The sequence below is a fragment of the Micromonospora sp. RTP1Z1 genome (genome assembly GCF_033804685.1).
Classification (GTDB): domain Bacteria; phylum Actinomycetota; class Actinomycetes; order Mycobacteriales; family Micromonosporaceae; genus Micromonospora.
The window spans coordinates 66,829-79,645 of sequence record NZ_JAPFQV010000024.1 but is presented as its reverse complement, the minus strand read 5'-3'; the positions used below and the strand labels follow the sequence as shown (position 1 = coordinate 79,645).

At 72.8% G+C, this 12,817-nt stretch carries 12 protein-coding genes; 6 read left to right on the top strand and 6 right to left on the bottom strand.

Features of this window, described 5'->3' with window-relative positions:
- The coding region (locus SLP03_RS14595; protein ID WP_413644524.1) for a MinD/ParA family protein at positions 1-967 on the top strand (967 nt) is incomplete at its 5' end.
- Between the two features lie 12 nt (positions 968-979).
- Here SLP03_RS14595 and SLP03_RS14590 read toward each other — a convergent pair.
- Both SLP03_RS14590 and SLP03_RS14585 read right to left on the bottom strand, forming a co-directional pair.
- A complete protein-coding gene (locus tag SLP03_RS14590) occupies positions 980-1,591 on the bottom strand; it encodes a TMEM175 family protein (protein ID WP_319461124.1) in 612 nt (203 codons plus the stop codon).
- 135 nt (positions 1,592-1,726) lie between these two features.
- Positions 1,727-2,155 carry a DUF3151 domain-containing protein gene (locus SLP03_RS14585; RefSeq protein ID WP_319461123.1) on the bottom strand — a complete coding sequence of 143 codons (429 nt, stop codon included), beginning with the start codon at positions 2,153-2,155 and terminating at the stop codon, positions 1,727-1,729.
- A 98-nt stretch (positions 2,156-2,253) separates the two neighbouring features.
- On the opposite strand from SLP03_RS14585, the gene SLP03_RS14580 reads away from it, so the two are divergent.
- On the top strand, positions 2,254-3,471 hold the full coding sequence (locus tag SLP03_RS14580; RefSeq protein ID WP_319461122.1) for a hypothetical protein: 1,218 nt from the start codon (positions 2,254-2,256) through the stop codon (positions 3,469-3,471).
- 54 nt (positions 3,472-3,525) lie between these two features.
- Here the strand turns inward: SLP03_RS14580 and fbaA are convergent, their stop codons facing one another.
- The gene (fbaA, locus tag SLP03_RS14575; RefSeq protein ID WP_319461121.1) at positions 3,526-4,548 is read right to left on the bottom strand and encodes a class II fructose-bisphosphate aldolase; all 1,023 of its coding nucleotides are present in this window, start codon (positions 4,546-4,548) and stop codon (positions 3,526-3,528) included.
- A gap of 143 nt (positions 4,549-4,691) precedes the next feature.
- Positions 4,692-5,075 carry a phage holin family protein gene (locus SLP03_RS14570; RefSeq protein ID WP_319461120.1) on the bottom strand — a complete coding sequence of 128 codons (384 nt, stop codon included), beginning with the start codon at positions 5,073-5,075 and terminating at the stop codon, positions 4,692-4,694.
- Positions 5,076-5,211: 136 nt separating this feature from the next.
- Between SLP03_RS14570 and SLP03_RS14565 the strand changes: the two genes are divergently transcribed.
- Positions 5,212-5,424 (top strand): hypothetical protein, encoded by a 213-nt coding sequence (locus SLP03_RS14565; RefSeq protein ID WP_319461129.1) that lies wholly within the window; start codon positions 5,212-5,214, stop codon positions 5,422-5,424.
- Between the two features lie 3 nt (positions 5,425-5,427).
- Here SLP03_RS14565 and SLP03_RS14560 read toward each other — a convergent pair whose 3' ends face one another.
- Complete coding sequence (locus SLP03_RS14560; RefSeq protein WP_319461119.1) at positions 5,428-6,486, bottom strand: LCP family protein; 1,059 nt, start codon at positions 6,484-6,486, stop codon at positions 5,428-5,430.
- A complete protein-coding gene (locus SLP03_RS14555) occupies positions 6,483-6,968 on the bottom strand; it encodes a SigE family RNA polymerase sigma factor (RefSeq protein ID WP_319461118.1) in 486 nt (161 codons plus the stop codon). The genes SLP03_RS14560 and SLP03_RS14555 overlap by 4 nt, the downstream gene beginning before the upstream one ends.
- 175 nt (positions 6,969-7,143) lie before the next feature.
- Here SLP03_RS14555 and SLP03_RS14550 point away from each other — a divergent pair, with 175 nt between their 5' ends.
- The 3 genes from SLP03_RS14550 (at position 7,144) to SLP03_RS14540 (ending at position 12,778) form a co-directional block, all read left to right on the top strand.
- Complete coding sequence (locus SLP03_RS14550; RefSeq protein ID WP_319461117.1) at positions 7,144-8,721, top strand: LPXTG cell wall anchor domain-containing protein; 1,578 nt, start codon at positions 7,144-7,146, stop codon at positions 8,719-8,721.
- 110 nt (positions 8,722-8,831) lie between these two features.
- Positions 8,832-10,265, top strand: a complete 1,434-nt coding sequence (locus SLP03_RS14545; RefSeq protein ID WP_319461116.1) for a 3' terminal RNA ribose 2'-O-methyltransferase Hen1 — start codon at positions 8,832-8,834, stop codon at positions 10,263-10,265.
- Complete coding sequence (locus SLP03_RS14540) at positions 10,262-12,778, top strand: polynucleotide kinase-phosphatase (RefSeq protein ID WP_319461115.1); 2,517 nt, start codon at positions 10,262-10,264, stop codon at positions 12,776-12,778. Before SLP03_RS14545 ends, SLP03_RS14540 begins: the two co-directional genes overlap by 4 nt.
- The last annotated feature ends 39 nt before the right edge of the window (positions 12,779-12,817 follow it).

Sequence of the window (12,817 nt, the reverse complement as noted above, 5' to 3'; positions counted from 1 at the left end):
CACGACGTACCCGGATCCGGTCTGGACGCCGGAGACCGGTGCCACGCCGACGGCCGAGGACTTCGCCCGGCGGCGTCAGGCCAGGCCGGTGGACCCGGTGGCCACCATGGGCGTCCGGGCGGTGGTCAACAAGATGGGGCTGGTCCGGCTCGCGCCCGGGCGGCACGAGCAGGAGCTCAAGCGCGACATCGAGATGGTCCGCCGCAACTTCGGCGGGCTGCGTCAGGTGACGGTGGTCAACCCGAAGGGCGGCGCCGGGAAGACCGTGGCGATCCTGCTGCTCGCCATGACGTTCGGGCAGAAGCGCGGCGGGTACGTGCTGGCCTGGGACAACAACGAGACCCAGGGCACCCTGGGGATGCGGGCCCAGCAGGACTTCCACTCCCGTACGGTCCGGGACATGCTGCGCGACCTGGGCCAGTTCCAGGCCGCGCACGGCCGAGTCGGCGACCTGTCGCAGTACGTCCGCTCGCAGGGCGAGGGGATGTTCGACGTGCTCGCGTCGGACGAGTCGGCCACCGGCGGCGAGATGCTCACCGCCGCCGCGTTCGCCGAGATCCGCGAGGTGGTCAGCCGCTTCTACAAGCTGATCTTCGTGGACACCGGGAACAACGTCCGGGCGCAGAACTGGCAGGCTGCGATGGACGCCACCGACCAGCTCGTGGTCACCATGTCGGCCCGGAACGACTCGGCGGAGACCGCCGCCCGGATGCTCGACCACCTGGAGCAGAGCGGGCGGCAGCGGCTGGTCCGGCAGGCGGTGACAGTGGTGTCGATGCCGCCGTCCCGCAAGGAGATCGACCTGCCGGCGATCCAGGAGCACTTCGCCGCCCGGACCCGGGCGGTGCTGCTCGCGCCGTACGAGCGGCTGATCGACACCGGGGAGCCGATCCGGTACGGGCAGCTCTCCTCGGCCACCCGGGACGCCTGGCTGAAGATCGCCGCAGCAGTCGCCGAGGGGCTGTAGCAGAGCCGGCGGTCAGCCGCGGTCGGGAGCCAGACCGCGAGTCTGCTCGAAGGAGTAGTACAACGCCAGCGCGAAGTGCACCGCCAGACAGGCCACCGCGCTGACCAGCGCGATCACGACGGTCAGCGAGTAAACCACCACGCCGAGGCCGAAGTGACGGAGCGTCCGGCGGGCGGCCACCGCGTCGACTCCCTCGGCGAGCAGCCCGGGATGGCGGGTGGCCCGGGCGTGCAGCGCGGTGAAGGCCAGCGCCATGCCCAGCATGACCGCCGAGTAGCACACTGCCGCGGTACGCGCGTTGCCACCGCCCTCGGTCAGGTGCTCGGCGAACAACGCGGTGGTGAACGGGATGGTGGCCACGAAGAGCAGCAGCACCAGGTTGCCGAAGAGCAGCGTCCGGTCCATCCGCCCGATCGACCGGAAGACGGCGCGATGGTTGATCCAGATGATGCCGATCACCAGGAAGCTGGTCACGTACGCGGCGAACGACGGCCACTCCTCCACCAGCGCGTGCCCCAGCGACCCGACGTCCCGCCTCGGTACGGGCAGTTCGAGGACGAGCAGCGTGATGGCGATCGCCAGGACGCCGTCACTGAACGCCTCCACCCGACCCGTCTCGTTCACGGTCCCAGTCTGGGTGAGCGGCGCCCTGGCCGCGCCGAAACCGGCCAGGGCCACCGGCCCGTGCACGGGAGGGACCAGGGACGACACGACGGCCGGCCCGACCTGAGGGTCTGACCGGCCGTCGAGAGGCGCGGGTCAGTTGCTGGCCAGGGCGTCCCCGGCGGCCGGGTCGCAGTCGCGGAGGAACTGGGCGCAGCGGGCCGCCTCGTCGGCCTCGCCGATCTCACCGGCGGCCCGGGAGAGCAGGTAGAGGCAGCGCAGGAAGCCCTGGTTGGGGGCGTGCGACCAGGGCACCGGACCGTGCCCTTTCCAGCCGCTGCGGCGCAGCTGGTCCAGGCCGCGGTGGTAGCCGGTGCGCGCGAACGCGTACGCGGGAATGACCTGGCCCACGGCGAACGCGCGGGTGGCGAGCGCCGCCCAGGCCGCGCTGTAGGTCGGGAAACGGGCTGCCACGGCGGCGTACGCCTCGTCGGTGTCCTGCTGGGCGGCGTCGGCCAGGGCGGCGTCGGCCTCCTCGTTCTCGGGCAGGAGGGTGGCCGGTGGCTCAGGCAACAGGTTCTGCATCGCCCCATTCAACCCGCTTCGCCCGGCGGCCAGGTCGTCGGGCTCCTGTCCGTCCTGCCGAAGTTTGCCGGGTTGCCCGCTCCGGGCAGGATGACCTGGTGCCGACCCCACCTCCCGCAGACGTCATCGAGCCGCACGACACCAGCGTCGACGAGATCGAGACCCGAGCCGAGTTCGACCGGCGGCTGGCCGCCGGCAGCCTGACCGGGCTGACCGTGCAGGGACTCCGCCTCGACCTCGACCCGGTCCCCGACCTGACCGGCGTCGACGTCGCCGGCACCCTCTTCGTCGGCTGCCGGTTCGCCGGCCGGGAGGTCGGCGCCGACCTGGTCCGGCGCGGCGCGAACGTGGTGCCGCCCTTCTCCGGGCTGCCCTACCCGACCCAGCCGTCCCACCTGTACACCCCGGACGACCTGGCCGCCGGCTTCGCCGACGGCGGCTTCGCCGGGATGTACGACACCCGGGTGTACGAGCACTTCCGCGCCCACGGCGGCGCCCTGCCGGACGTCCGCGAGGCGCTCGGCCAGCGGCTGCACGACCACGGGGTGGACAACGCCCTGGTCGACGCCACCCGGGCGTGGCTGGCCGCGCACGGGCCGCAGTCCGTGGTGGGGGTGATGGGCGGGCACGCGGTGCCGCGCGGCAGCGCCGCGTACCGGATGGCCGCGGTGCTGGGCTGGGAGCTGGCCCGGGCCGACCGGCTGGTGGTGACCGGCGGCGGTCCGGGCGTGATGGAGGCGGCCAACCTCGGCGCCTTCCTCGCGGCCTGGCCGGCGGAGGAGCTGACCGCCGCCATCGACCTGCTCGCCACCGCCCCCGACTTCACCGACCACGACCGCTACACCGCCGCCGCCCTGGCGGTACGCCGGCGGTACGGGCCCGGCCCGACGCTGCCCGCGCAGCGCCCCGCGGCGGCCGGCACCGAGTGGGCCCGCTCGGGCGGGCTCGCCATCCCCACCTGGCTGTACGGGCACGAGCCGGCCAACCTGTTCGCCGGGCGGATCGCCAAGTACTTCTCCAACGCGATCCGGGAGGACACCATCCTGCGGCTGGCCCGGGGTGGGATCGTCTTCGCGCCCGGCCGGGCCGGCACGGTGCAGGAGGTGTTCCAGGCGGCCACCAAGACGTACTACGGCACCGACGGGGCGAGCGGCGCGTACGTCTTCCTCGACCGGGCGTACTGGACGACGGAGCTGCCGATCGAGTCGCTGCTGCGGCCGCTGCTGGCCGCCTCGCACGTCGGCGACCTGTCGGCCACGGTGCACCTGACCGACGACGTCCGCGAGGCGGTCCGGGTGCTGACCGCCCGGGTCTGACACGGAACGGGCCGACTCCCGCGCGGGAGCCGGCCCGTTCGACGTATGTGCTGGTTACTTCATCTTGGTGCCGGTGGAGCGGAGGTGCTCGCAGGCCTCCACCACGCGGGCGGCCATGCCGGCCTCGGCGGCCTTGCCCCAGGCCCGCGGGTCGTACAGCTTCTTGTTGCCGACCTCGCCGTCGACCTTGAGCACGCCGTCGTAGTTGCGGAGCATGTGGTCCGCGACCGGCCGGGTGAAGGTGTACTGAGTGTCGGTGTCGATGTTCATCTTCACCACGCCGTAGTCCAGCGCCTCCCGGATCTCCGACAACAGCGAGCCCGAGCCGCCGTGGAAGACCAGGCTGAGCGGCTTCTCCTTGCCGTACTTGGCGCCGACCGCCATCTGGATGTGCTCGAGCACCTCGGGGCGGAGCTTGACGTTGCCCGGCTTGTAGACGCCGTGCACGTTGCCGAAGGTCAGCGCCGCCATGTAGCGGCCCTTCTCGCCCAGGCCGAGCGCCTCCACCATGGCGAGGCCGTCCTCGACGGTGGTGTAGAGCTTCTCGTTGATGGCGTTCTCGACGCCGTCCTCCTCGCCGCCGACCACGCCGACCTCGATCTCGAGGACGACCTTGGCCTTGGCGGCCTCGTCGAGCAGCTCGGCGGCGATCTCCATGTTCTCCGCCACCGGCACCGCCGAGCCGTCCCACATGTGCGACTGGAACAGCGGCTCCTCGCCGCGCTTCACCCGCTCCTGGGAGATCTTCATCAGCGGCCGGACGAACTTGTCCAGCTTGTCCTTCGGGCAGTGGTCGGTGTGCAGGGCGATGTTCACGGGGTGGTTCCTGGCCACCTCGCGGGCGTACGCGGCGAACGCCACCGCACCGGTGACCATGTCCTTGACGGACGGACCGGAGAGGTACTCCGCGCCACCGGTGGAGACCTGGATGATGCCGTCGCTCTCCGCGTCGGCGAAGCCCTTGAGCGCCGCGTTCAGCGTCTGCGAGGAGGACACGTTGATCGCGGGGTACGCGAACCGGCCGGCCTTGGCCCGGTCCAGCATCTCCGCGTACGTCTCGGGGGAGGCGATGGGCATGTCGAACGCTCCTTACTTACCGCTCTCGGCCGTGCAGGCCGCTGTCTTCCATGGGTGCGCCGGACCGCGCTGTCCACCGCGGGCAGTATCCCGTAGAAGGTGGCGGCGGGCACCACCGACCCGGGGCGCGCCCACCGGCGCGTTCACCGGCCCTCCAGGCGGTCCGGCACGGCGACGCTGATCAGCCAGCTCACCACCGACATCACGATGGCGCCCCAGAAAGCCGCCCAGAAGCCGTCCACCCGGAACGGCAGATCCAGACCCCGGGCGATCCAGTCGGTGAGCAGAAACAGCAGCGCGTTGACCACGAGCGCGAACAGACCGAGGGTGAGCAGGTAGAACACGCAGCCGAACACCTTGATGAGCGGCTTGAGCACCGCGTTGACCACGCCGAAGATGAGCGCCACCACGATCAGCGTCAGCGCGGTGTGGGCGCCGTTGCGGCCGCTCACCTCGACCCCGGGCACGATGAGCGTGGTGACCCACAGCGCGACCGCGGTGATCGCCAGCCGGATCAGGAAGCCCACGCCCCCATCCTGGCACCGGGGTCCCGCTACGGAGGGACAATCCGCCGACTCCGGTTCCGCTCGGCTGCAGGCAGGCTGCGCGCCCAGCCCGTACGGTGTGTGGATGGTTGTCCGCACCGAGATCCAGGGAGGGACGATGGGTCAGCCCGACGAGGACTTCGCCCCCAGCGACCACCTCGCTCCGGAGGAGCGGGATCCGGAGGCGGAGCCGGCCGACGCCGTCGAGCAGGCGATGTCCACCGACCCGCGTGACGGCGAGACCGAGCCGCACCGCGGCCTGGAGGTCGACGACTGGGACGCGATGGAGCAGGCCCGGGTGGTCGCCGCCGACGAGGACGACTACCGCTGACCCTCACCCCAGGCCGGTCACCTGGTCCGGGTGGGCCGCCGTCCACTCGCCGAGCCGGTCCTCCCGCAGCGCGGTGAGGAACCCCGGGCCCCGCGCGGGGTCCAGCCGGAACCGGTAGCTGGGTTTCTCGCCGTACTTGACCGGAAGGACCACCGCGACCGGCGCGGCGCCGGTCGCCTTGGCAGCCACCGAGAGCAGCGCCGGCAGGGACGTCTCACCCGGGTCGGTCACCAGTCCGGTGCCGACCTGCGTGAGCAGCGTGGAGAGCAGCACCGGGTTCGTCAGCACACCCCGTTCGTCGACCCGGCGGAGCAGCCCGGCCGCGTACCGCTGCGCGTTGCGGTCCCGGTCGAGGGAGCCGTCGGGCAGCCCGTAGCGCTGGCGGAGCAGGTCCACGGAGGCGGGGCCGTCGAGCTGCTGGCAGCCGGCGGGGAACACCCGGCGGGTGTGCGCGGAGCGGACCTCGGCCGGCAGGCAGACCGGTACGCCGCCGACCGCGTCGGCCAGCCTGCGCAGCACCGGGGACGTCAGCACGGCACCCGCGTCGATCCGTACGCCGGTGGTGTCGGAGACCACCCGCCGGATCAGCGCGTAGCCGCGGGCCAGGTCCGGGCGCGGCTCGCCGGCACCGAGGAAGAGGGCGGCGTTGAGCTTGTCCTTCCCCTCGCCGGGGATGGACACCTCCAGGTCGCGCGGGAGCGAGACCAGGTAGAGCCGACTGCGGTCCGCCGGGACGTGTACGAGCAGCACCGAGTCGGCAAACCGGTAGGGCCGGTCCGCCGGCCCGTCCGCCCCGACCAGCAACACGTTCAGCGCCCCGGTGGGCGTGGACGCGGCGGGCTGGGGGAGCAGCGTCGCGGTCTGCGGGCGGTCCGGAGTGAACGCCGTGAAACCGACCAGGGTGGCGACGACCAGCGCCAACGCCGTACCGCTGAGCCGGAGCTGGAGCCGGCGGCGGCGCCGGCGGACCACGGTCCGTTCGATGGCGGCGCGGAGCGGACCGGTGGGCGGGGTCAGGGTCTCGTGCCGCGCGAAGGCGGCCCGCAGGTCATCCTCGATCATGAGCAGGCCTCCACGTACTCGGCTCGAAGGGTGGCCAGCGCCCGGGAGATGCAGGAACGGACGGTGCCGACGGCGCAGCCGAGGATCTCGGCGATCTCGGCGTCCGGCAGATCCTCGTAGTAGCGCAGCACCAGCGTGGCCCGCTGCCGGCGGGGCAGCCGGGACAGCCAGGACCAGACCTGGTCGCGGTCCACTGCGGACTGTGCGTGGTCGGTCGGCGCTGGCACCGCCGCGTCCGGCTCGCCGCGCAGCAGGACCCGGCGCGCCCACGACCCGCGCCGCCAGTCGACGTACTGGTTGGTGAGCATCCGGCGGACGTACCGCTCCGGGGAGTCGGTCCGCGCCACCCGCCGCCAGTTCAGCTGGACCCGCACCATGGTGTCCTGGACCAGGTCCTGGGCCTGGTGCGGATCCCCGGTCAGCATGACCGCGTACCGCAGCAGGGCGCCCAGCCGCGAGTCGGCGAACTCCTCGTACGTCACTGCACCTCCCGGTGTCCCGCCCTATTGACGGGTACGACGCGGCGAAACATTGCACCGGCATCGATCAGCCGTTCGGTCAATTTGCTCCGGGCACCGCCGTCCGGGATAGCAGGGAATTTAAAGATTCTTTAAGCTCCACGGGCTCCACCTGAAGAATCACGGGAGGAACCCCCACATGCTCACCAACTCCACCCGGCGCTGGCTCGCCGGATTGGGCGTCGCAGCCGCGTTCATCGCCGCCTCCGCCAACCCCGCCGCCGCCGCCGACGCCCCCTTCGAGATCGTCACGCATGACCTGCTTGTCGCGCCCGGCCACGTGAACTACGGCTGGTTCTTCGCCCACGCCACCGACACCGAGTCCGAGCCGAAGTTCGGCCCGACCACGGTGGACGTCGACCTGTCCAAGGTCGCGGACTTCGCCACCGTCGAGCCGGCGTGGGACTGGACGTGCGACGTGTCGCCGACCAAGCTGCACTGCGAGACCGATCTCGCGGACGGCCAGGAGCCATGGTTCGACTACATGGTCACGGGCAAGGACGACGCGAAGCCGGGACAGCAGGGCGATCTGACGATCAGCATCACCTCCGGCGGCAAGACGGCCACCGCGACGGCCGGCATCACCATCGCCGAGGGTGTCGACCTGGTGAGCGACGAGACCGTCGAGGTCAGCGGGGCCCCGGGCACCCGCGTGGGCGTGCCGGGCGTCGTGCGCAACGTCAGTGAGACCACCGTCGACGGCACCGTCCTCGTCGTGCAGGCCGATTGGCTGGCCGCCTATGCCGGCAACTTCTCGAACTGCAACTCGGACGAGGAGGGCATGTACGCCTTCTGCACCTTCGACACGAAGATCGAGCCGGGCAAGTCGTACCAGCTCTCGGAGGACCTTCCGGTCAAGCTACGGCCCGAGACGCGTACCGGCGCCAAGTTCCCGACCTACCTGGACTGGTGGACCACGGACGACTGGAACCAGGCGTTCAAGGACTGGCCGCAGAACGACTTCAAGCCCGGCGATGGCGGCGAGCTCCGCCTGGTCGAGCAGCAGCCGCGCGCGGCTGCTGCCCGGGTGCCGCAGACCGACCTGGACCAGATGAACAACTTCACCATCGCGACGGTCAAGGTGACCGGCAATAACCCGGCGGACCTGGCGGCCAAGGGTGCCACCACCAAGGGCAAGAAGGGTGACGTCGTCCCCGTCCGACCGAGCTTCACCAACCTGGGGCCGGCCGTGCTCGAGTACCAGGGCCAGGGGACGCCGGGCATCGGGATCGAGGACCTGCCGGTCCGGATCTCCATCCCGGAGGGCACCACCGTGATCGAGGCGCCCTTCGATTGCGTGCCGTACGTGCCGGGCAAGGAGTGGGATCCGTGGAACGCCGGCTGGGGCGAGCCGGGCGCCAAGGAGTACGCCTGCCAGGTCACCGAGACGCCGAAGGGCATGAACAACCCGTACGAGTTCGGGCTCCGCATCGACAAGGTGGTGCCGAACGCCACCGGCAGCATCGCCACGAAGCTGGCGGGTGACCCGAAGGCGGAGAACAACACCGCGCAGATCATCGTCAATCCGACCGGCAACGGCAACGGCCACGGCGGCGACGGCGACGGCGACGGCGGCCAGGGTGGCGGTAACGGCGGCAGCCTGCCGATCACCGGCTCCTCGACCGGCCTCATCGCCGGCCTCGGCGCGCTGCTGCTCGCCGCCGGCATGGGCGGCTATGTGATGGCCCGCCGCCGCAAGACCCGCTTCGTCGCCTGATCCGTACGACAGCACCGGCGCCCCGTCGACCCGAGGTCGGCGGGGCGTCGTCGTGCGTACCGGCGAAAACGGGACGACGCAAGATCGATCGTCCTGACACCATCGACGGCGTGCTGCTCACCCTGACGACGACCCACCACCCGGCGACCGACCTCGGCCACCTGCTGGTCAAGCACCCGGACCGCCTGCAGAGCTTCGACCTGCCGGCGGGCACCGCGCACGTGTTCTACCCGGAGGCGGAGGAGCAGCGCTGCACGGCCGCGCTGCTGGTCGAGGTCGACCCGCTCCGGCTGGGCGGCGGTCGCGGTCGCGGGAAGGCGCAGGCGGCCACCCCGGAGGCCTTCACCCTCGGCCAGTACGTCAACGACCGCCCGTACGCCGCGTCCAGCCTGCTCTCCTCGGCGCTGGCCAAGGTGTTCCGGTCCGCGCTGCGCGGCGAGTCCCGGGACCGGCCGGAGTTGGCCGCGACCGGAATCCCGCTGGAGATCCGGGTGCCGGTGCTGCGCTGCCCGGGCGGCGGGGAGCTTGCCGTGCGGGTCTTTGCCCCGCTCGGCTGGACGGTGACGGCCGACCCGATCCCGCTCGACGGGACGCACCCCGAGTGGGGTGACAGCCGGTACGTCGCACTGACCCTCACCGGCACGTTCCGGGTCGCCGACGCGCTCAACCACCTGTACGTCCTGCTGCCCGTGCTGGACGACGCCAAGCATTACTGGGTGGCGCCGGACGAGGTGGACAAGCTGCTTCGGGCCGGCGTCGGCTGGCTGGCCGACCACCCGGAGCGGGCCCTGATCACCCGCCGCTACCTGGCGCACCAGCGCGCGCTTGCCGGTGAGGCCCTGGCCCGCCTCGCCGAGCTGCGACTGGCCGACGAGCCGCCTGCGGACGACAGTGTGACCGACGAGCCGAAGACCGACAGCCCGCAGCGCGCCTCGCTGGCCGTACGGAGACGCGAGGCGGTGCTGACCGCGCTGCGGGCCAGCGGCGCGTCCCGGGTGCTGGACCTGGGCTGCGGTGGCGGCGCGCTGCTCACCGCGTTGGTCGCCGACCGGCGGTACACCGAGGTCGTCGGCACCGACGTCTCCAGCCACGCGTTGACCCTGGCCGCCCGCCGGCTCCGGCTGGACCGGCTGCCCGAGCGGCAGCGCGACCGGATCCGGCTCCGGCAGTCGGCGCTGACCTACCGGGACGACCGGCTGCGGGGGTACGACGCGGCCGTGCTGATGGAGGTCATCGAGCACGTCGACCCGCCCCGGCTGCCGGCGCTGGAGGACGCCGTGTTCGGTCACGCCCGGCCGGGCACGGTGGTGGTGACCACCCCGAACGCCGAGTACAACGTCCGCTACGAGGGGCTCGGCGCGGGCCGGTTCCGGCACGCCGACCACCGCTTCGAGTGGACCCGCGCCGAGTTCGCGTCCTGGGTCGAGCGGGTGGCCGCGGCGTACGGCTACTCCGCCGCGATCGGCGGGATCGGCGACGACGACCCCGAGGTGGGCGCACCGACCCAGCAGGCCGTGCTGACCCGGCAGGAGGAGAGCCGATGACCACGCTCGACATTCCCGAGCTCGCCCTGGTGGCGCTGGTCGGCGTCTCCGGCTCCGGCAAGTCCACCTTCGCCAGGCGGCACTTCCTGCCCAGCCAGGTGCTCTCCTCGGACATGTTCCGGGCGATGGTGGCCGACGACGAGAACGACCAGTCGGCCTCCGCGGACGCCTTCGAGGCGCTGCACCACGTTGCCGGGACCCGGCTGCGACGCGGCCGGCTGACCGTGGTGGACGCGACGAACCTCCAGCCGCACGCCCGGGCCGGGCTGGTGCGGGTGGCCCGGGAGCATGACGTGCTGCCGGTGGCGATCGTGCTGGACGTGCCGGAGGCGCTGGCCTGGGAGCGGACCGAGGGGCGGGCCGACCGGACCTTCGGCCGGCAGGTGCTGGGCCGGATGCAGCGCGACCTGCGCCGGACGTACGGGCAGCTGGCCCGGGAGGGCTTCCGCAAGGTGCACGTGCTGCGCGGCGTCGAGGAGATCGACGCCACCCGGATCCGGTACGAGCGGCTCTTCAACGACCGGCGGGAGCTGACCGGGCCGTTCGACATCGTCGGTGACGTGCACGGCTGCCGCGAGGAGCTGGAGGCGCTGCTGCTCCGGCTCGGCTGGTCGCTGCGCCGCGACGACGCGGGCCGCCCGGTGGACGCGGTGCACCCGGCTGGTCGTACCGCCGTCTTCGTGGGTGACCTGGTGGACCGCGGCCCGGACTCCCCCGGCGTGCTCCGCCTGGTGATGGGCATGGTCGCGGCCGGGCACGCGATCTGCGTGCCCGGCAACCACGAGCAGAAGCTGCTGCGCCGGCTGCGCGGCCGGGACGTGCGGCTCACCCACGGCCTGGCCGAGACGATGGCCCAGCTGGCGGCGGAGTCCCCGGAGTTCGTCGCGGAGGTGGCGGGGTTCGTCGACGGCCTGGTCAGCCACTTCGTGCTGGACGGCGGGCGACTGGTGGTCGCGCACGCCGGGCTGAAGGAGGCCTACCAGGGCCGCGCCTCCGGCCGGGTCCGCGCGTTCGCGCTGTTCGGGGAGACCACCGGCGAGACCGACGAGTTCGGCCTGCCGGTCCGCTACCCGTGGGCGCGCGACTACCGGGGCTCGGCGATGGTCGTGTACGGCCACACGCCCACCCCGGAGCCGGAGTGGGTGAACAACACCATCTGCATCGACACCGGCTGCGTCTTCGGCGGGAAGCTCACCGCGCTCCGCTACCCGGAGAAGGAGCTGGTCGCCGTCGGAGCGGTCAAGGAGTGGTACGCCCCGGCCCGCCCGCTGGTCGCGCCCACGCCAACCCGGCCGGACACCGTGCTGGACCTGGCCGACGTGACCGGCCGCCGGCACCTCGAGCACGCGTACGGGACGCTGACCGTGCCGGCGGAGAACGCCGCCGCCGCGCTGGAGGTGATGAGCCGGTTCGCGGTGGACCCGGGCCGGCTGGTCTGGCTGCCGCCGACGATGGCGCCCTGCTCGACCGCCACCACCGACGGGTTCCTGGAGCACCCGGCGCAGGCGTTCGCCGACTACCGGTCGGCGGGCGTCGAGCGGGTGGTCTGCGAGGAGAAGCACATGGGCTCCCGCGCGGTGGTGCTGGTCGAGCGGGAGCCCGGACGGTTCGGCGGCGGGGCGGTGCACACCCGGACCGGCCGGCCGTTCTTCGGGTCGCCGCTCGACGACGAGCTGCTGGCCCGGGTCCGGGCCGCGGTGACCGGCGCCGGGCTCTGGGCCGAGCTGGACACCGACTGGCTGCTGCTCGACTGCGAGCTGCTGCCCTGGTCGGCGAAGGCGGGTGGGCTGATCCGGGAGCAGTACGCGAGCGTCGGCGCCGCCGGCCGGGCCGCGCTGCCAGCGGTGCTCGCCACGCTGGACGCGGCGGCCGGGCGGGGACTGCCGGTCGACGAGCTGCGCGGGCGGATGGCCGACCGGGCGGCGGAGATCGGGGCCTACTCGGCGGCGTACCGGGCGTACGTCGGGCCGACCGACGGGCTGCGCGGAGTGACCCTCGCGCCGTTCGCCGTGCTGGCCGGGGCCGGGGCGAGCTACGCCGACCGGGACCACGGCTGGCACCTCGACCTGGCGGACCGGCTCTGCGCCGCCGACCCGGAGTTCTTCACCCCGACCCGCCGGCAGGTGGTCGACCTGACCGACCCGTCGGCGGTGGCGGCGGCCACCGAGTGGTGGCTGGCGCTGACCGCGGCCGGCGGGGAGGGCATGGTGGTCAAGCCGTACGCCGGGCCGGCCGCCCGCTCGGCGCGGGGTTCGCTGCTCCAGCCGGGGATCAAGTGCCGGGGCCGGGAGTACCTGCGGATCATCTACGGCCCCGGGTACACCGAGCCGGGTCAGCTCGCCGCGCTGCGCAAGCGGTCGCTGGGCCGCAAGCGCGGCCTGGCCCTGCGCGAGCACGCCCTCGGTCTGGCCGCTCTGGACGCGCTGGCCGCGGACGCCCCGCTCTGGCGTCGCCACGAGCTGGTCTTCGCCATCCTCGCCTGCGAGTCCGAGCCGGTCGACCCCCGCCTCTGACCCGTCCGGACCGGTCCGGCGCGACGCCGGTCCGGGCTT

What these genes read in the sequence shown, in the direction of transcription:
- SLP03_RS14585 (WP_319461123.1), bottom strand. Translation starts at nt 2,155, where the DNA reads ATGCAGAACCTGTTGCCTGAGCCACCGGCCACCCTCCTGCCCGAGAAC.
- fbaA (WP_319461121.1), bottom strand. Translation starts at nt 4,548, where the DNA reads ATGCCCATCGCCTCCCCCGAGACGTACGCGGAGATGCTGGACCGGGCC.
- SLP03_RS14565 (WP_319461129.1), top strand. Translation starts at nt 5,212, where the DNA reads ATGGGTCAGCCCGACGAGGACTTCGCCCCCAGCGACCACCTCGCTCCG.
- SLP03_RS14560 (WP_319461119.1), bottom strand. Translation starts at nt 6,486, where the DNA reads ATGATCGAGGATGACCTGCGGGCCGCCTTCGCGCGGCACGAGACCCTG.
- SLP03_RS14550 (WP_319461117.1), top strand. Translation starts at nt 7,144, where the DNA reads ATGCTCACCAACTCCACCCGGCGCTGGCTCGCCGGATTGGGCGTCGCA.
- SLP03_RS14540 (WP_319461115.1), top strand. Translation starts at nt 10,262, where the DNA reads ATGACCACGCTCGACATTCCCGAGCTCGCCCTGGTGGCGCTGGTCGGC.